Here is a 17,723-nt window from a genome sequence, read left to right on the forward strand (position 1 = left end):
GGCAGGGGGCGGACGCGGTCGGTACCGCGCCCCGTGAGCCCGGCGGGCTACGACCGGCGGCGGGGCTTGCCGCGCTTGGGACCGCCGGAACCACCGCGCGGGCTCTTGCCCCCCTTGGCGCCGCCGGAACCGCCCCGCGGGCCCTTCCCGGTCGGCTTGCCGGCCGCGGGCTTGCGCTGCGCACCGCCCGCCCCGGGACGCTTCTGCTTCGGCTGTGCCTCCGGCTGCGCGGTGGCCAGGGGACGACCCCGTGTGCTGTTGACGGTCCGCCCGCGCACGATGCCGATGAAGTGCTCCACCAGGTCGGTGGTCTCCTCCTGCGGCCAGGACAGCGCGACGCGCGACTCGGGGGCGTCCGTGACCGGGCGGTACGTGAGGTCCTTGCGGTGGTGCAGGCGGGCGAGCGACTGCGGGACGACGAGCACGCCCACTCCCGCCGCCACCAGCTCGATGGCGTCCGCCGTCGTGGCGGGGCGCTCGACGGCGGGCCGCCCCGGCAGCCGTTCCCAGCCGAGGGTGTCGTCGAGGGGGTGCAGCACGATCTCGTCGGCGAGCTCCTCGGTGGAGACCTCCTCGACGGCCGCCACGACGTGGTCCTTGGGGATGACCACGACCGTCGTCTCGGTGTAGAGCGGGATCGCGCTGAGGTCGTCCCGGTCGACCGGCAGCCGTACGAAACCGGCGTCGGCGCCGCGCTCGCGCAGCAGCTCACACGCTTCGGCGGCGGGCACCGCGACGAGAGTCAGTGGGATTTCGGGCAGCCGCTCGTTCCAGATCCGCACCCACTTCGTGGGCGTCACCCCCGGGACATAGGCGAGCCGGAACGAAGGGGATACATCCGAGCCTGTCACTCCGCAAGGTTAGCCGCTCGTGGTCGGAGGTAGCGCACATGCTCGATACCCTTGAACCATGAAGTCGCACCAGACCACCCAGACGATGAAGCCCGCCACCGCGGCCAAGAAGCTGGGTGTGTACCTCGAGGCCACCCCCGCCGAGTTCCAGGAGGGTGTCGTCACGCGCGCCGAACTGAACGCGCTGCAGGCCGACCCGCCCCAGTGGCTGGTGGACCTGCGCCGCAACGGCCCGCACCCCCGCCCGGTGGTCGCGGCGAAGCTGGGCGTCTCCATCTCGGGTCTCGCCCGCGGCGGGGTCACCGAGGCCCTCACCACCGAGCAGATCGACGCGCTGAAGAACGACAGCCCCGAGTGGCTCCAGCGGGAGCGCGCCACCCAGGCCGAGGTCCGCAAGGAGGCGGTGCGCATCAAGGAGAAGAACGCGGAGCGCGCCGACCAGTCCCGTCAGCCGCGTTCCTGACCTTTGGCAGGAGCTTCTCCAGGGCCCCCTTACCCTTGAGGAATGACCAGCAGCGGTGACCGGAGCCAGGCAGTGGACGTCAAGGGAACATACGAGGTGCGCACCTACGGGTGCCAGATGAACGTCCACGACTCCGAGCGGCTTTCCGGTCTGCTGGAGGACGCGGGCTACGTCCGCTCCCCCGAAGGCACCGACGAGGGCGACGCCGACGTCGTCGTCTTCAACACCTGCGCGGTGCGGGAGAACGCCGACAACAAGCTGTACGGCAACCTCGGCCGGCTGGCTCCCATGAAGACGAAGCGGCCCGGGATGCGGATCGCCGTCGGCGGCTGCCTCGCCCAGAAGGACCGCGACACCATCGTCAAGCGGGCCCCCTGGGTGGACGTCGTCTTCGGCACGCACAACATCGGCTCCCTCCCGGTGCTGCTGGAGCGCGCCCGCGTCCAGGAAGAGGCGCAGGTCGAGATCGCCGAGTCCCTGGAGGCGTTCCCCTCGACGCTGCCCACGCGGCGCGAGAGCGCGTACGCGGCCTGGGTCTCCATCTCCGTCGGGTGCAACAACACCTGCACCTTCTGCATCGTCCCGGCGCTGCGCGGCAAGGAGAAGGACCGCCGTCCCGGCGACATCCTCGCCGAGGTCGAGGCGCTCGTCGCCGAGGGCGTCACCGAGGTCACCCTCCTCGGCCAGAACGTCAACGCCTACGGCTCCGACATGGGCGACCGCGAGGCGTTCTCCAAGCTGCTGCGCGCGTGCGGCGCGATCGAGGGCCTGGAGCGCGTCCGCTTCACCTCCCCGCACCCCCGGGACTTCACCGACGACGTCATCGCCGCGATGGCGGAGACGCCCAACGTGATGCCGCAGCTGCACATGCCGCTCCAGTCCGGTTCGGACACGGTCCTCAAGGCGATGCGCCGCTCGTACCGCCAGGAGCGCTTCCTGGGGATCATCGAGAAGGTCCGCGCCGCCATGCCCGACGCCGCGATCTCGACCGACATCATCGTGGGCTTCCCCGGCGAGACCGAGGAGGACTTCGAGCAGACCATGCACGTCGTGCGCGAGGCGCGCTTCGCGCAGGCGTTCACCTTCCAGTACTCCAAGCGCCCGGGCACCCCTGCCGCCGACATGGAGGGGCAGATCCCCAAGGAGGTCGTGCAGGCCCGTTACGAGCGCCTGGTCGCCCTCCAGGAGGAGATCTCCTGGGAGGAGAACAAGAAGCAGGTCGGCCGGACCCTGGAGATCCTCGTGGCCGAGGGCGAGGGCCGCAAGGACGACGCGACCCGCCGCCTGTCCGGCCGCGCCCCCGACAACCGCCTGGTCCACTTCAGCAGGCCCGACGAGCCGGTGCGCCCCGGCGACGTGGTGACCGTCGAGATCACCTACGCCGCCCCGCACCACCTGCTCGCCGAGGGCCCCGCGATCGCCGTCCGCCGCACCCGCGCCGGTGACGCCTGGGAGAAGCGCAACGCCGCGCCCGCCGAGAAGCCGGCCGGCGTCATGCTGGGCATCCCGGGCATCGGCGCCCCGGCCCCGACGCCGGCCCCGGCCGCCGCGGGCTGCGGCTGCGACTGACGGGCGAAGGGGGGGATCCGTTGACGACCTGGGGACTGATCGTCGAGACGACCGTGGGGACCGGGGACCGCAAGCACACCTCCGGGTCGGTCATGGCGCACCTCGAGGGCTCCCGTGACGAGGCCTTGCGGGAGCTGGAGACGCGCGCCCGGCACTACACGCCGCAGCACCCGATGAGCGCCCGCCGCAGTCGGCTCTTCCGCACGACGGACGGATTCGACCTGGTCGTGGACGGGGTCTGGGACACCTTCCTCACGCGCTTCACCGTGGCCGAGCTGCTGCGCGACAGCGACGCGCCCCCGCCCCCGCTGCCCTCCGCGGAGGCGCCTTCTCAGGCGCCTGAGGAAACCCCCGACGAGCCCGTCGAGCCACGGCCTTCCGTGGCGGACGCTGCGCCATGCGACGCGGACGGCGTGCCCGTCAAGCCGTCCTGGCTTGGCCGCGCCGACCTCCCTTGACGCCGTACCGCGCTTGTTAGGGTGCCGACATGCTCGTCGCCGCTGCCGTCTGCCCCTGTCCGCCGCTGCTGGTGCCCGAGGTCGCCTCCGGCGCCGCGCCCGAGTTGAACGGCCTGCGGGCCGCGTGCCTGGACGCCGTGGCGGTGCTGGCCGCGGCGCGCCCCGACCGCCTCGTGGTGCTCGGCCCGGCCGGCTCCGCGGGACAGGGCGCGTACCCCCAGGGCGCGGCCGGATCGTTCCGGAGCTTCGGGGTGGAGGCTGATGTCCGGCTCGGACAGGGCGGCCCCGCCGGAGACCGGGAACTGCCGCAGTCCCTGGCCGTCGCGGGCTGGCTGCTCGGGCGTACGGGCTGGGCCGCCGCGCCCGTCGAAGGGCTCGGGGTCGGCGAGATGCTGGAAGCCGCGCGCTGCCTGGACACCGGCCGTGAACTGGTCGCGGGGGACGGCCGGGTCGCGCTGCTGGTCATGGGCGACGGCAGTGCCTGCCGGACCCTCAAGGCCCCCGGCTACCTCGACGAGCGGGCAGCAGGCTTCGACGCCGCTGCCGCGCGAGCGCTGGGCGACGCCGACACCGCCGCGCTGGCCGCGCTCGACACGGAGCTGGCCCACGAGCTGAAGGTCGCCGGACGGGCGCCCTGGCAGGTGCTGGCGGGCGCGGGCGAGGGCGCCGGCCTGAAGGGCGAACTGCTCCACGACGACGCCCCCTACGGTGTGGGGTACTTCGTCGCCACCTGGTCCTAGCGAGGGCTCCGCCCTGAGCGGCGCCCAGGCGGCCTGGAACTCTCCAGCCGGACCCCAGGTGCCCCGCCGCCCGTACGGGCGGGAGAGCGGCGCACAGCGGTCCGCGCGCGCCATGAAAAGCAACGACGACGGGCCGCGGAGCGGATGCTCCGCGGCCCGTCGTCGACGAGGTCTCAGGAAGCCGTGGAGCCCGGCCCGTCGCCCTTGCCGTCCTTCTCCGCGAGGCGGTCGAGGGCGTCCTTGGCCTTGCCGGTGCCTGTCTCGATCTGGCTGCTGTACTTGCCCTTGGTCTTCTCGTCGACGACCTTGGCGGCCTTCTCCAACCCCTGCTCGATCTTGTCCCCGTGCTGCTGCGCGAGGTCGCCGACCTTGTCCTTCACGGGACCGAGCTTGGCCTTGAGATTGTCCAACAGGCCCATGGCGCCTTCCCTCGTCTTTCCTGGTCGGAAGCTACTTACGGGCGCCCTCACCGGCCTCGCTGTCCGCGGCCTTCTCCGCGGACTGCTGCTTGGGAATCTCGACTCCCTCGGCCGGTGCGGCCTCCGCCTCGGCCTCGCCGGACTTCTCCGGCTCCGCCTCGGCGGTCTCGGCGGTCGCCGCCTCGTCGGCCGATTCCGCCGTCAGAGTGGCTGTCGCCGCCTCTTCGGTTGACGCCTCGGCCTTCTTGCGGCGAAACCTTGAAAACACGCCCATATCTACTCCATTACCTTACTGGTGTGAGCGAAGCCCCGCGTCGCCCGGAGCGTTCCATTGCGCCGCTTCCGGACACCGGTCCGTGAACCGACTCTCGGAACCTCGCAACAGGCAACGAAACCGACAGCGTCGCGTCACGTCGCTCGTTCGAGGGGCGCGCCAAAGGTTTGCGAGACTGATGCGGTGAAAAACCCGGTGAAAAACGCACGTCCCGCCCCGCGGGTCATCGCTGTCGTCGGCCCCACGGCGGCCGGCAAGTCCGATCTCGGCGTCGCCCTCGCCCAGCACCTGGGCGGTGAGGTGGTCAACGCGGACTCCATGCAGCTCTACCGGGGCATGGACATCGGCACCGCGAAACTGACGCCCGAGGAGCGGCAGGGCGTGCCGCACCACCTGCTCGACATCTGGGACGTCACGGAGGCCGCCAGCGTCGCCGAGTACCAGCGGCTCGCCCGCGCCGAGATCGACCGGCTGCTCGCGGAGGGTCGCACCCCCGTGCTCGTCGGAGGGTCCGGGCTCTACATCAAGGGCACGATCGACGCCCTCGAGTTCCCCGGCACGGATCCGGCCGTACGCGCCCGCCTGGAGGGCGAACTGGAGGAGCAGGGGCCCGGCGCGCTGCACGCGCGGCTGGCCGCCGCGGATCCGGCCGCCGCCCGCGCGATCCTGCCGGGCAACGGCCGGCGCATCGTGCGTGCCCTGGAGGTCATCGAGCTCACCGGCAAGCCGTTCACGGCCAACCTGCCCGGTGAAGAGCCCGTGTACGACGCGTTGCAGATCGGTGTCGACGTCGAGCGCCCGGAGCTGGACGAGCGGATCACCGTCCGCGTCGACCGCATGTGGGAGGCCGGACTCGTCGACGAGGTGCGCGCCCTGGAGCGCGAAGGCCTGCGCGAAGGGCGTACCGCCTCGCGCGCGCTCGGCTATCAGCAGGTACTCGCGTTCCTCGCGGGGGAGTGCACCGAGGAGGAGGCGCGCGCGGAGACCGTACGGGCCACGAAGCGGTTCGCGCGGCGGCAGGACTCGTGGTTCCGCCGGGACGGCCGCGTGCACTGGCTGAGCGGCGCCGCGGACCGGAGGGCGGAACTTCCCGGGCAAGCGCTGACGTTGCTCGAACGGGCGGTCACAGCCTGATCACGTGATGGCATCGGGACGCTATGCAAGCCCTTCCGGCCTGCATGAGCGTGCCATCATCAAGCGGTCGATCGAGCGGTGAAGTCCGAGTGGGGAGGGCGCGTGGCGATGGAGGCCGGCCCTCGTGACAGACCACAACAGCCGCCCCAGGGCGAACCGGAGGCTCTCACTCCGGACGGCCCCGAGGAGACCGACGGCTCGGTGACCGGTGTCACCGTTCCGGTGCCCGCGTCGTTCCGCGAACTGCGCCCCCAGCGCAGGCTGCGCGTCTGGCAGATCGCGCCCATCGTCGCGCTGGCCGCCACCGGCTCCCTGATGTTCGCCTTCCCCCTCGCCTTCGAGTTCGGGGACGGCGGGCCGGTCGTGGCCATGCTCGGCCTGCTCATCAGCTGCTGCGCCGCGGGCTGGGCCGTGATGGCGGCCCGCCGCGTCGGCTACACCTGGCCCGGGCTGCCCCCGCGGGGTTCCGGGAACCGCCCGGACTGGCGGTACGTGGCGGCGTACGTGGCCGTGGTCGCGGTGGTGGTCGTCCTGGCCGTGTGGCGCGTGGCGCGCCTGCGTTAGCCGTCGGCGGCGGATGCCAGGGAGATCTCCCGCAGCCGTCCACAAGGCCCGCCCCGGGCCGTCTCCCGGGGCCCCGTACCATCGAAGCGTGAGCACCGCGCAGATCGCCTTCCTCAAGGGTCACGGCACCGAGAACGACTTCGTGATCATCCCCGACCACGACGGCCGGATCGAGCTGTCACCGGCCGCCGTCGCCCGGCTGTGCGACCGCCGGGCCGGCCTCGGAGCCGACGGCGTCCTGCGGGTCGTGCGCTCCGCGGCCCACCCCGAGGCGCGCGCCATGGCCGACGAGGCCGAGTGGTTCATGGACTACCGCAACAGCGACGGCTCCATCGGCGAGATGTGCGGCAACGGCGTCCGCGTCTTCGCCCGGTATCTCCAGCGCGCCGGCCTCGCCGGAGCCGGTGACCTCGCGATCGCGACCCGCGCGGGCATCCGCCGGGCGCACATCGCCAAGGAGGGCGTGGGCGGCGACATCACCGTCTCGATGGGCAAGGCGCTGATGCCCGAGGGGGACGTCACCGTCACGGTCGGGGACCGCAGCTGGCCCGCCCGCAACGTCAACATGGGCAATCCGCACGCCGTCCTGTTCACGGACGACCTCGCGGACGCGGGCAAGCTGTTCGACGCACCCGTGGTCACGCCCGCCGAGGCGTACCCGGACGGCACCAATGTCGAGTTCGTCGTCGACCGCGGCCCGCGTCACGTCGCCATGCGGGTGCACGAGCGCGGTTCCGGCGAGACCCGTTCCTGCGGCACGGGAGCCTGCGCCGTGATGGTCGCCACGGCCCGCCGGGACGGCGCCGATCCGGCGCGCACCGGCGTCCCGGTGAGCTACACCGTGGACGTCCCGGGCGGCCGCCTGGTGATCGGTGAGTCCCCGGACGGAACGGTCGAGATGACCGGCCCCGCTGTGATCGTCGCGGAGGGCGTGTTCGACGCTTCCTGGCTGGCCACGGCGCTCGGCTGAAACCCCGCACTACCGCGGTTCCGCGCGACTGCCGAACTCCTGGCTGCGTGGCTCGCTCGAATGGGTGATCCGTTTCACTCTGGGCGAGAGCGGGTGAGCGGCGCGTGATGGGCTCGGTAACATCAAGCACCGGGGTCTGGAGGCGACGGGCCGGCCACCGGTCGACGCTGCCGGAGGTGCCCATGAGCGCAGAGGCCCCGAATGAAGGTGCTCTCGGCCGCAGGCGCGGCCGAGCCCGTCTCGACCTGAGGCGGCTGGGTCGCGCCGCGCTCAGCGGCTCCGGGTCGCGCGGCCGTCTGCCGGACGCAATCGACCACGTCGCCAAGGTCCACCGGGCCCACCATCCCGGCGCCGACCTCGACATCCTGCGCCGGGCGTATCTCCTCGCCGAGTCCTCCCACCGCGGGCAGACGCGCAAGAGCGGCGAGCCGTACATCACCCACCCGCTCGCGGTGACCCTGATCCTGGCCGAACTGGGCGCCGAGACCACCACCTTGACCGCCTCCCTCCTGCACGACACGGTCGAGGACACCGAGGTGACGCTGGATCAGGTGCGCTGCCAGTTCGGCGAGGAGGTCCGCTTCCTGGTCGACGGCGTCACCAAGCTGGAGAAGGTCGACTACGGCGCGGCGGCCGAGCCCGAGACCTTCCGCAAGATGCTGGTCGCCACCGGCAACGACGTCCGCGTGATGTCCATCAAGCTCGCCGACCGGCTGCACAACATGCGCACGCTCGGCGTGATGCGCCCCGAGAAGCAGGCGCGCATCGCCAAGGTCACCCGCGACGTGCTCATCCCGCTCGCGGAGCGGCTGGGCGTGCAGGCGCTCAAGACCGAGCTGGAGGACCTGGTCTTCGCGATCCTCCACCCCGAGGAGTACGCCCGCACCCGCGACCTCGTCCTCGCCCACGCGGACCGGCCCGACCCGCTGGTGGAGACGGCCGAGCGGGTGCGCGCCGTGCTGCGTGAAGCGGGCATCGCCGCCGACGTCCTGGTCCGCTCCCGGCACTTCGTCTCCGTCCACCGGGTGCGGCTCAAGCGCGGCAGGGTGACCGGTTCGGACCTGGGGCGGCTCCTGGTGCTGGTCGCGGAGGACGCCGACTGCTACGCGGTCCTGGGCGAACTCCACACGTGCTTCACGCCGTTCGTCTCGGAGTTCAAGGACTTCATCGCGGTGCCGAAGTTCAACCTCTACCAGTCGCTGCACACCGCCGTGGCCGGCCCGAGCGGCGAGGCCGCGCAGGTGCTCATCCGCACGCACCAGATGCACCGCGTCGCCGAGGCCGGTGTCGTCGCCCTGGGGAACCCCTACGCGACCCCGGAGACGCCCGACGCGGCGGACGGCGAGCGCGTCGACCCCACCCGGCCCGGCTGGCTCTCCCGGCTCCTGGAGTGGCAGCGGGCCACGCCCGACCCCGACACCTTCTGGACCTCCCTGCGGGACGAGCTCGCCCAGGACCGCGAGGTCACCGTCTTCCGCGCCGACGGAGGCACGATCGGCCTCCCGGCCGGATCGAGCTGTGTCGACGCGGCGTACGCACAGTACGGCGACGGCGCGCACAGCTGCATCGGCGCACGGGTCAACGGCCGCCTGGCGACGCTCAGCACGGTCCTGCGCGACGGCGACACCCTTCAGCTGCTGATGTCCCGCGACACCGCCTCCGGGCCGTCCCCGGACTGGCTGGAGCACGCCCGTACGCCCGCGGCGCGCATCGCCATCGAGCGCTGGCTGGCCACCCACCCCGTGCCGGACCCCGTCGCCGCGCTCGCGCCCCCGACGCCGGACCGTCCCTGTCCGCCGCCGCGTTCCACCGCTCCGGCCGCCCGGTGGCCCGTCGTGGTCACCGCCGACGGCACCGACCTGGCGGCCACCAGCGTGCGGCTGGCCGGCTGCTGTACGCCCGTGCCGCCCGACGAGGTCACCGGCTTCGCCGTGCGGGGCGGCGCGGTGACCGTGCACCGCGCGCACTGTCCCGCGGTGGGCCGGATGGTCACCTCGGGACGCCATCCGGTGGAGGTGCGCTGGAGCAGCCCCGAGAGCGCGGGGGCCTTCGACTACAGGGTCACGCTCCTCGCCGAATCGTTCAGCAGGCCGCATCTGCTGGCCGACCTCACGGAAGCCATCGCGGGGGAGGGCGCCGCGGTCATCTCCGCCGCCGTCGAACCGCCGCACGAGCAGCGCGTGCGGCACACCTACACCCTCCAACTGGCCGATGCCGCCCAGCTGCCGGAGTTGATCCGGGCCATGCGGCGCGTCCCGGGCGTCTATGACGTCGAGAGGGCGGGACGGGCCTTCGCCGGAGCGCGGCTCTAGCCGGCCGGGGAGGCGGCGCGCGGACGACGCCGGGCGGGTGACGGTGTGCGGGCTTCACACGGAAGACGCCCACCGGTGTGACGCTCGTACAGCCTTCCGAAACGCTCATACGGGTGGGGCGGCGTCGTGCCGCCGACGGAGGCGCCTCCCGCGCTGATAGCGGTGGACGCATGCCGCACTCTCCGGGGACGCGCTCCCCGAACCGCCGTCGCTCCGTACGCCGCCGGGCCGCCGTCTCCACGGCCGCAGCCACGGCCCTCCTCGTGGGCGCCGCCGCCCCGCCCGCCGCGACCCCGGAGGGGATCGGTGACCGGCTCTTCCCATATCTGGGCAACCCGGGCTTCGACGTGGTCGATTACGACATCGCCCTGGGTTATCACGGCAACGACCGTCCGCTCGACGCCGTGACCACCATCAGGGCCGAGGCGACGTCCTGGCTGGACCACTTCAACCTGGACTTCACCCAGGGCACCGTCCGCGCGATCGAGGTCAACGGAGTGCCTGCGGAGTTCACGCCGGTCAACGAGGACCTCGTCGTCACCCCCGCGAGAGCCCTGCCTGCCCACGGCCGCTTCACGGTCAAGGTGCTCCACACCAGCGACCCGCGTGGCGCGGGTGACGGAGGCTGGGTCCGCACGAGCGACGGGCTGGTCATGGCCAATCAGGCCGATGCCGCCCACCGGATCTTCCCGGGCAGCGACCACCCCTCCGACAAGGCCCGTTTCACCTTCCACGTCACCGCGCCCAAGGACCTGACCGTGGTCGCCAACGGTCTGCCCCTGGGCCGGGTCACCCGCGGCGGGGAGACCACCTGGACGTACCGGACCGCGCATCCCATGGCCACCGAGCTCGCGCAGGTCGCCATCGGCCGGTCCGCCGTCCCCCGCCGCAACGGCCCGCACGGGCTGCCCGTCCGCGACGTGGTCCCCGCAGCCGAACAGCAGCCGCTGGAGAAGTGGACGGCGAGGACTCCCGACCAGATCGCCTGGATGGAGAAGCGGGTCGGTGCCTTCCCCTTCGAGACCTACGGGGTGCTCATGGCCGACGCGTCCACCGGCTTCGAGCTGGAGACGCAGACACTGTCCCTCTTCGAGCGCGCCCTGTTCACCCGGACCGACATCCCCGACTGGTACCTCGAATCGATCATGGTGCACGAGCTCGCCCACCAGTGGTTCGGCGACAGCGTCAGCCCCCGGATGTGGTCCGACCTCTGGCTCAACGAAGGCCACGCCACCTGGTACGAGGCGCTCTACGCCGAGGAGAAGGGCGGCACGAAGTTCGCCGACCGGATGCGCATGGCGTACGAGTTCTCCGATGCCATGCGCACGGACGGGGGCCCGCCCGCCGCCCCCAAGGGGCCCGCGCCCGGAAAGAAGATCAGCATCTTCCGGCCGATCGTCTACGACGGCAGCGCGGTCGTGCTCTACGCGCTGCGCGAGAAGATCGGGACCCCCGCCTTCGAGAACCTGGAGCGCCAGTGGGTCGCCCGCCACCGCGACTCCACCGCGACCACGGCCGACTTCATCGCCCTGGCCTCCCGGGTCTCGCACCAGGACCTGACGCAGTTCCTGCACGCCTGGCTGTACGAGCCCACCACCCCGCCGATGCCGGGCCACCCCGACTGGAAGCCCACCCGGAAACCCGCGTGACGGCCCGGCGGCGGCGTGGGAACATCGACACGTCGGCGCGGGGGCCCGCCCCGGGAATCTCCGGGGGTCACCGCACGTTGTCGACGGTGTGGCCTCTCGCCGGGGGCCGCCACTTCCCAACGACGTAAGGATCCAATGACCTCCTCTTCTTCCCTTCCCCAGGACCGGCAGAGCCTCCCGGAGAGCCTTCGGGCCGACGCCCTGATGGAAGAGGACGTCGCCTGGAGCCACGAGATCGACGGGGAGCGCGACGGCGAGCAGTACGACCGCTCCGAGCGCGCGGCACTGCGCCGTGTGGCGGGACTCTCCACCGAGCTGGAGGACGTCACCGAGGTCGAGTACCGCCAGCTGCGCCTGGAGCGCGTGGTGCTGGTCGGCGTGTGGACCTCGGGCACCGTGCAGGACGCCGAGAACTCCCTCGCGGAGCTGGCCGCCCTCGCCGAGACGGCGGGTGCCCTTGTGCTCGACGGCGTCGTCCAGCGCCGTGACAAGCCGGACCCGGCCACGTACATCGGCTCGGGCAAGGCCCTGGAGCTGCGGGACATCGTTCTGGAGTCCGGCGCCGACACCGTGGTCTGCGACGGTGAGCTCAGCCCCGGCCAGCTCATCCACCTCGAGGACGTCGTCAAGGTCAAGGTGGTCGACCGGACCGCCCTGATCCTCGACATCTTCGCGCAGCACGCCAAGTCCCGTGAAGGCAAGGCCCAGGTCTCCCTGGCCCAGATGCAGTACATGCTGCCGCGGCTGCGCGGCTGGGGTCAGTCGCTCTCCCGGCAGATGGGTGGCGGTGGCTCCGGTTCCTCCGGTGGCGGCATGGCCACGCGTGGTCCCGGTGAGACCAAGATCGAGACGGACCGCCGGCGGATCCGCGAGAAGATGGCGAAGATGCGCCGGGAGATCGCGGAGATGAAGACCGGCCGCGACATCAAGCGCCAGGAGCGCCGTCGCAACAAGGTGCCCTCGGTCGCAATCGCCGGATACACCAACGCGGGCAAGTCCTCGCTGCTCAACCGGCTCACGGGAGCCGGTGTGCTGGTGGAGAACTCCCTGTTCGCCACGCTCGACCCGACCGTGCGCCGGGCCGAGACGCCCAGCGGGCGGCTCTACACCCTGGCCGACACCGTCGGTTTCGTACGCCACCTGCCGCACCACCTCGTCGAGGCGTTCCGTTCCACCATGGAGGAGGTCGGGGACTCCGACCTGATCCTGCACGTGGTGGACGGCTCGCACCCGGCGCCGGAGGAGCAGCTGGCCGCCGTGCGCGAGGTGATCCGCGAGGTCGGCGCGGTCGACGTGCCGGAGATCGTCGTGATCAACAAGGCGGACGCGGCCGACCCGCTCGTGCTCCAGCGCCTGCTGCGCATCGAGAAGCACTCGCTGGCCGTCTCCGCGCGCACCGGCGAGGGCATCGCGGAGCTGCTGGAGCTGATCGACGCCGAGCTGCCCCGGCCCTCCGTCGAGATCGAGGCGCTCGTGCCGTACACGCAGGGCGCGCTCGTCGCGCGGACGCACGCCGACGGTGAGGTGATCTCCGAGGAGCACACCCCGGAGGGCACGCTCCTCAAGGCGCGGGTCCACGAGGAGCTGGCCGCGGAGCTCCAGCGCTACGTCCCGGCGGCCCGCGGCTGACCGCCTGCCGCGCGTACGCACACACGAAGGCCCGCCCCCGTCCGGGGGCGGGCCTTCGGGCTTCACCGCTTACTGGTTGGCGAACTTCCGGCTGATGCCGTCATAGACGCCCTTGGCCTCGGGGCCCAGGTGCGGGCCAGCGAGCCAGGTGCTGTTGGCCGGGCCGATGGAGGTGTTGGAGACCAGCACCACCTTGCCGTCGCGCTGGGCGAACCAGCCGCCGCCGGACGAACCACCGGTCATCGTGCAGCCGATGCGGTACATCGTCGGCTGCGCCGGGTCGATCGTCAGCCGGCCGGGCTTGTCGACGCAGTCGTACATCTTCTGTCCGTCGAAGGGCGGAGCGGCCGGGTAGCCCCAAGCGCCCATCGACTGGATGGACTTCACCTGCGGGGCGTTGAAGTCCACGGTGAGGGCGTTGCCGACGGTCTCCTCGAGGGACTTGCCGGTCGCGGTCTCCGGCTTCACGTGCAGCACGGAGAAGTCGTAGGGGGCGCCGGCGCCACCCGTCTCGGCGCCCTGCGTGATCCACTGCGAGGACGTCTGCGCCCAGTCCGCCCACCACACGCCGTACGGGGCGACGTCCTGCACCGGCGCGGTGTTGACCTGCGCACCCGGCAGGCCCTTGTCGTTGTAGGAGGGCACGAAGGCGATGTTGCGGTACCAGCCGCCGCTCTTGCCCGCGTGCACGCAGTGACCCGCGGTCCACACCATGTTGGACTTGCCCGGGTGTGCCGGGTCCTTGACGACCGTCGCCGAACAGACCATGTGGCCCTCGGGGCTGTCGAAGAACACCTTGCCCACCGGGGCGGCGTTGTTGTGGTACGGCAGGTCGACCGACTTGGCCGTCACCGCCTGCGGCTCGGGGTCGGTGACACCCTGGTCGCCGGAGGCGCCCGGAGCGGTTCCCGGGGCGCCCTTGCTCGACAGCGTCTTGTCGCTGGAGCGGGCGTCCTTCATGGTGTCGGGCTTCCAGTGGCCCTTGATGATGGGGTTGATGAAGTCACGGGCCTCGCGGAGCCACTGGTCCTTGTCCCAGTTCTTCCAGGCGCCGTTCTTCCACTTGTCCAGGTCCTTGAGGGACGAGGGCAGGTTCTTGGGCAGCTGGAGACCGTCGTCGCCGGTCTGGGTGGCGGAGGCGCTGGGCTTGTCGCTACCGGACGCCTTGTCCTCGGAAGGACCGCACGCGGTGGCTGTCAGGGCCAGCGCGGCGGTCAGAGCGGCCGCTGCCAGCGCGGGCCGGCGGATGGTTGACATGGAGTGGGTTCCCCCTGAATCGATCTTTTTGGCGCAGCGGTGCCCGCTGGGCGGCCACCTATGAACTTGTCATGTACCGCCCCAGTGGGGTGGCAGGACCCCACTATGCCGGTGCGGTGGGAGACGGGCGCGGGCGGGTCCCCGGTTCCGGGCCGAAGGTTCTTGACGGTCGGCCGTGTTCCGCCGCTGTCGGCGTCGTTGGTACGTACAGGGGAGAACTGACCGGAGTTCAGCACCAGGAGGTCTCAGAACCGTGACCTTGACCCGGCTGCCACAGGCCTCACCGTCGGGGACCCGCGACGGCATCCTCCGGCGGCACCCGGCCCGCGAGACGGCGGCCCGTACGTACGCCCGCTCGCTGCCGGTCGTGCCGGTGCGTGCCCGGGGGCTGACGGTCGAGGGGGCCGACGGCCGCCGCTATCTCGACTGCCTGTCGGGAGCAGGGGCGTTGGTGCTCGGCCACAATCACCCGGTCGTGCTCGAAGCGATCCGCGCCGTGCTTGACTCGGGCGCCCCGCTGCACGCGCCGGACCTCGCCACCCCCGTGCGGGAAGCGTTCACCGGCGAATTGCTGGCCACGCTGCCGCGCGGTCTGGCCGACGGCGCACGGATCCGGTTCTGCGGCCCGACGGCCGCCGACGCGCTGCGGGAGGCCGCCGCACTCGTACGGGCCGCGACCGGCCGCACGGAACTGCTCACCCTGTCCGGCGCACCCGCCGAGACCTCGCTCGCCCTGTCCGGGCCGTCCGACGTGTTCCTCACGGCCCTGGGGAGCGGCGTGCGCGCACCGGCCGCGGTCGTCGTCGAACCCGTGGCGGGCGAAGGCGCCGTGCTCCCGGCACCGGACGGCCTGCTGCGGCGGGCCCGCGACATCACCGCCGCCCGCGCGATCCCTCTGGTCGTGGACGAGGCGTCGACCGGCGTGGGGCGCACCGGCGCCTTCTGGGCGGTGGAGCACAGCGGCATCGTGCCCGATGTGATGGTGCTGTCCCACGCCATCGGAGGCAGCCTTCCCCTCGCCGCCGTCGTCCACCACGACGAACTCGGCGGCCATCCGCCCGCCGGCCGCCCGGACGCCTGCCAGGGCAACCAACTGGCCATGGCGGCGGGCACGGCGACCCTGCGGTACGTACGGGAGAACGGCCTCGCCGGGCGCGCGGCGGCACTCGGCGCACACATCCTCCGGCGGCTCCGGGCACTCGACCACGCGTGCGTCGGCGAGGTGCGGGGGCTCGGGCTCATGATCGGCATCGAGTGCGCGCCCGGCCCGGCCGCCGCGGTGCAGCGCGAATGCCTGCGCCGGGGGCTCATCGTCGAACTGGGCGGCCCGCACTCCTCCGTCGTACGCCTCCTGCCTCCCCTCACGATCACCGACGAGCAGACGGAAGCCGTCCTCGACCGGCTGGCGGACGCCCTCACCGCGGTCGACAGGACCCACCGCCGCGCAGCCACTCCGAGCACGCCGAAGGAGGCAGGCCCCGCGACCCCGGCCTGAGGCCGGGGCACGCGTGCCGCACACGCATGAACGCATCCACCGGGACCGAGGCACTCGCCGCCCACCGGGACGGCCGCCGCACCGGCCAGCCCAAGGCGCCCGCCGTGCCGGGCCAGGGCACGGGCCCCGAGCCGCGCACCCCGATCGCTCCGGAACCGCTGGAGCACCCCGACCCCGGGGTCGCGGCGGACGCCGCCACTGTGGAGGGCCTGCTGCGCTGCTGGGTCCGCGAGAACGCCATCGCCTGCCCGGACGGCAGCGCGCTGCACCTCCCTCTCACCGCGAGCGGCGCCACCCTGCGCGTCCCCGTGCACTACTGGTCGGCCACCGGCTGGCACCGCTTCGGGCCGCCCACCCTGGTGGACGGTCCGGCCGACGCCCCACCCGTCGACGCCGTCACCCTGGCGGCCCTCCTGGGCAGGGAGACCGCGCACCGGGCGGCACCGGCCGGTCGTGCGGCAGCCGAACTCGTCGGCCGGGTCGCGGACTCGGTCCGCCGTACGGCGCACTTCCTCGCGGACCGGCGCGCCCGCCCGGCCGACCCGGACGGCGGTGACCTCTTCCTCTACGCCGAACAGTCGCTGCTGCTCGGACACCCCCTCCACCCCGCACCCAAGAGCCGCGAGGGCCTTACCGAAGCCGAATCCCGTGTCTACTCACCCGAGACGCGCGGTTCCTTCCCGCTGCACTGGCTGGCCGTCCACCGCTCCCTGCTCGCCAGCGAATCGGCGTGGACCGAGCGGGGCAGGGCGATCGACGCCGTCACGCTCGCCGCCCGGCTGGCCGGCCCCGGGCTGAGCCTGCCACCGGACACCATGGCTCTGCCGGTGCACCCCTGGCAGGCCCGCGAACTGCGCGGCCGTCCGGCCGTCACCGCTCTCCTCGAAAGCGGGCTGCTGCACGACCTCGGCGCGCACGGGGAGCCGTGGTTCCCCACTTCCTCCGTACGCACCCTGCACCGCCCCGGCGCGCCCGCGATGCTGAAGCTCTCCCTGGACCTGCCCATCACCAACTCGCGGCGGGAGAACCTCCGCAAGGAGCTGCGGCGCGGTGTCGAGGTGCACCGGCTGCTGCGCAGCGGCCTCGCCGAGCGGTGGCGTGCGACGTGCTCCGGCGGCCTCGGCTTCGACATCGTCCGCGACCCCGCCTGGCTCGCCGTCGACGCCCCGGACGGCACGCCGCTGAAGGGCCTGGACGCCGTCGTCCGGCACAACCCCCTCGGCCCGGGGGACGACGCCGCGTGCCTCGCCGGGATCGTCTCGCCACGCCCCTGGCCCGCCACCGACGGCCACCCCGGGCGGCCCCGCATGTCCTCCCGCCTCGCCGCCCTCGTCGCCCGGCTCGCGCACCGCACCGGGCGGCCCGCGGGAGCCGTCTCCGCCGAGTGGTTCCTGCGGTATCTGGAAGCGGTCGTCCGGCCTGTGCTGTGGCTCGACGGCGAGGCGGGCATCGCGCTGGAGGCCCACCAGCAGAACACGCTGGTCCTCCTGGACCGTCAGGGCTGGCCCGCCGGCGGCCGCTTCCGCGACAACCAGGGCTACTATTTCCGCGAGTCCCACCGTGACGCCCTCGACAGCAGACTCCCCGGAATCGGCACGGAGAGCGACACGTTCGTCTCCGACGAGGTGGCCGACGAGCGCTTCGCGTACTACCTCGGCATCAACAACGTGCTCGGTCTGATCGGCGCGTTCGGTGCCCAGCGGCTCGCGGACGAGAGGCTGCTGCTGGCCGCCTTCCGGCTCTTCCTGAAGGACGCCGCCACCGCCCCGGGCACCGGTGGCTCGTCCCTGCCCGCCCGCCTCCTCACGTCGCCCACGCTCCGCTGCAAGGCGAATCTGCTGACCAGGCTGCACGGGCTCGACGAGCTCGTCGGCCCGGTCGACACCCAGTCCGTCTACGTCACCATCGCCAACCCCCTTGTCGCACCGGCCGGATGACC

16 protein-coding genes are annotated in these 17,723 nt (G+C 72.5%); 12 read left to right on the forward strand and 4 right to left on the reverse strand.

The features are described 5' to 3' along the window. Nucleotides 1-47: 47 nt before the first annotated feature. Nucleotides 48-851, reverse strand: coding sequence for a LysR substrate-binding domain-containing protein (locus tag ACFY1P_RS30815; protein WP_390752482.1), 804 nt, complete (start codon nt 849-851; stop codon nt 48-50). Between the two features lie 58 nt (nt 852-909). On the opposite strand from ACFY1P_RS30815, the gene ACFY1P_RS30820 reads away from it, so the two are divergent. From ACFY1P_RS30820 to ACFY1P_RS30835, 4 genes are read left to right on the forward strand one after another with little or no spacing between them, the layout of a single operon-like run. Further along, nucleotides 910-1,314 (forward strand): DUF5997 family protein, encoded by a 405-nt coding sequence (locus tag ACFY1P_RS30820; RefSeq protein WP_361520690.1) that lies wholly within the window; start codon nt 910-912, stop codon nt 1,312-1,314. Nucleotides 1,315-1,356: 42 nt separating this feature from the next. Then, entirely contained in the window at nt 1,357-2,883 is a 1,527-nt protein-coding gene (gene miaB, locus ACFY1P_RS30825) for a tRNA (N6-isopentenyl adenosine(37)-C2)-methylthiotransferase MiaB (protein ID WP_361520693.1), read from the forward strand. 20 nt (nt 2,884-2,903) lie between these two features. After that, on the forward strand, nt 2,904-3,341 hold the full coding sequence (locus ACFY1P_RS30830; RefSeq protein ID WP_390752483.1) for a hypothetical protein: 438 nt from the start codon (nt 2,904-2,906) through the stop codon (nt 3,339-3,341). 29 nt (nt 3,342-3,370) lie between these two features. Beyond that, nucleotides 3,371-4,081, forward strand: coding sequence for a class III extradiol dioxygenase subunit B-like domain-containing protein (locus ACFY1P_RS30835; protein ID WP_361520699.1), 711 nt, complete (start codon nt 3,371-3,373; stop codon nt 4,079-4,081). A gap of 173 nt (nt 4,082-4,254) precedes the next feature. On the opposite strand, the gene ACFY1P_RS30840 is transcribed toward ACFY1P_RS30835, so the two are convergent. Together ACFY1P_RS30840 and ACFY1P_RS30845 are read right to left on the reverse strand one after the other, a co-directional pair. Next, a complete protein-coding gene (locus ACFY1P_RS30840) occupies nt 4,255-4,500 on the reverse strand; it encodes an antitoxin (RefSeq protein WP_361520702.1) in 246 nt (81 codons plus the stop codon). 31 nt (nt 4,501-4,531) lie between these two features. Next, complete coding sequence (locus tag ACFY1P_RS30845) at nt 4,532-4,774, reverse strand: gliding motility protein (protein WP_361520705.1); 243 nt, start codon at nt 4,772-4,774, stop codon at nt 4,532-4,534. A gap of 195 nt (nt 4,775-4,969) precedes the next feature. Here ACFY1P_RS30845 and miaA point away from each other — a divergent pair, with 195 nt between their 5' ends. The 6 genes from miaA (at nt 4,970) to hflX (ending at nt 13,032) form a co-directional block, all read left to right on the forward strand. Next, nucleotides 4,970-5,908: a tRNA (adenosine(37)-N6)-dimethylallyltransferase MiaA gene (gene miaA / locus ACFY1P_RS30850; RefSeq protein ID WP_390752484.1), complete on the forward strand. Its 939-nt coding sequence runs from the start codon at nt 4,970-4,972 to the stop codon at nt 5,906-5,908. Between the two features lie 108 nt (nt 5,909-6,016). Next, nucleotides 6,017-6,472, forward strand: coding sequence for a hypothetical protein (locus ACFY1P_RS30855; RefSeq protein ID WP_361520834.1), 456 nt, complete (start codon nt 6,017-6,019; stop codon nt 6,470-6,472). Nucleotides 6,473-6,560: 88 nt separating this feature from the next. After that, nucleotides 6,561-7,442 (forward strand): diaminopimelate epimerase, encoded by an 882-nt coding sequence (gene dapF, locus ACFY1P_RS30860; protein ID WP_390752485.1) that lies wholly within the window; start codon nt 6,561-6,563, stop codon nt 7,440-7,442. Nucleotides 7,443-7,624: 182 nt separating this feature from the next. Next, nucleotides 7,625-9,754: a RelA/SpoT family protein gene (locus tag ACFY1P_RS30865; RefSeq protein ID WP_390752486.1), complete on the forward strand. Its 2,130-nt coding sequence runs from the start codon at nt 7,625-7,627 to the stop codon at nt 9,752-9,754. Between the two features lie 170 nt (nt 9,755-9,924). Continuing rightward, entirely contained in the window at nt 9,925-11,403 is a 1,479-nt protein-coding gene (locus tag ACFY1P_RS30870; protein WP_361520717.1) for a M1 family metallopeptidase, read from the forward strand. A 135-nt stretch (nt 11,404-11,538) separates the two neighbouring features. Continuing rightward, nucleotides 11,539-13,032, forward strand: coding sequence for a GTPase HflX (hflX, locus tag ACFY1P_RS30875; protein ID WP_361520720.1), 1,494 nt, complete (start codon nt 11,539-11,541; stop codon nt 13,030-13,032). A 69-nt stretch (nt 13,033-13,101) separates the two neighbouring features. Here hflX and ACFY1P_RS30880 read toward each other — a convergent pair whose 3' ends face one another. After that, nucleotides 13,102-14,289 carry a hypothetical protein gene (locus ACFY1P_RS30880; RefSeq protein ID WP_361520722.1) on the reverse strand — a complete coding sequence of 396 codons (1,188 nt, stop codon included), beginning with the start codon at nt 14,287-14,289 and terminating at the stop codon, nt 13,102-13,104. 253 nt (nt 14,290-14,542) lie between these two features. Here ACFY1P_RS30880 and ACFY1P_RS30885 point away from each other — a divergent pair, with 253 nt between their 5' ends. Then, entirely contained in the window at nt 14,543-15,784 is a 1,242-nt protein-coding gene (locus ACFY1P_RS30885; RefSeq protein WP_390752487.1) for an aminotransferase class III-fold pyridoxal phosphate-dependent enzyme, read from the forward strand. Between the two features lie 26 nt (nt 15,785-15,810). Continuing rightward, nucleotides 15,811-17,721, forward strand: a complete 1,911-nt coding sequence (locus ACFY1P_RS30890) for an IucA/IucC family protein (RefSeq protein ID WP_390752488.1) — start codon at nt 15,811-15,813, stop codon at nt 17,719-17,721. The last annotated feature ends 2 nt before the right edge of the window (nt 17,722-17,723 follow it).

Origin of the sequence: Streptomyces sp. NPDC001407 (assembly GCF_042895325.1) — a bacterium.
Classification (GTDB): Bacteria; Actinomycetota; Actinomycetes; order Streptomycetales; family Streptomycetaceae; genus Streptomyces.

Excerpts from the sequence above, each read along its gene's own strand:
- ACFY1P_RS30840 (WP_361520702.1), bottom strand. The coding sequence starts at position 4,500 with ATGGGCCTGTTGGACAATCTCAAGGCCAAGCTCGGTCCCGTGAAGGAC.
- ACFY1P_RS30880 (WP_361520722.1), bottom strand. The coding sequence starts at position 14,289 with ATGTCAACCATCCGCCGGCCCGCGCTGGCAGCGGCCGCTCTGACCGCC.
- ACFY1P_RS30890 (WP_390752488.1), top strand. The coding sequence starts at position 15,811 with ATGAACGCATCCACCGGGACCGAGGCACTCGCCGCCCACCGGGACGGC.
- ACFY1P_RS30855 (WP_361520834.1), top strand. The coding sequence starts at position 6,017 with ATGGAGGCCGGCCCTCGTGACAGACCACAACAGCCGCCCCAGGGCGAA.
- miaB (WP_361520693.1), top strand. The coding sequence starts at position 1,357 with ATGACCAGCAGCGGTGACCGGAGCCAGGCAGTGGACGTCAAGGGAACA.
- ACFY1P_RS30835 (WP_361520699.1), top strand. The coding sequence starts at position 3,371 with ATGCTCGTCGCCGCTGCCGTCTGCCCCTGTCCGCCGCTGCTGGTGCCC.
- ACFY1P_RS30870 (WP_361520717.1), top strand. The coding sequence starts at position 9,925 with ATGCCGCACTCTCCGGGGACGCGCTCCCCGAACCGCCGTCGCTCCGTA.
- ACFY1P_RS30845 (WP_361520705.1), bottom strand. The coding sequence starts at position 4,774 with ATGGGCGTGTTTTCAAGGTTTCGCCGCAAGAAGGCCGAGGCGTCAACC.
- hflX (WP_361520720.1), top strand. The coding sequence starts at position 11,539 with ATGACCTCCTCTTCTTCCCTTCCCCAGGACCGGCAGAGCCTCCCGGAG.
- ACFY1P_RS30820 (WP_361520690.1), top strand. The coding sequence starts at position 910 with ATGAAGTCGCACCAGACCACCCAGACGATGAAGCCCGCCACCGCGGCC.
- ACFY1P_RS30865 (WP_390752486.1), top strand. The coding sequence starts at position 7,625 with ATGAGCGCAGAGGCCCCGAATGAAGGTGCTCTCGGCCGCAGGCGCGGC.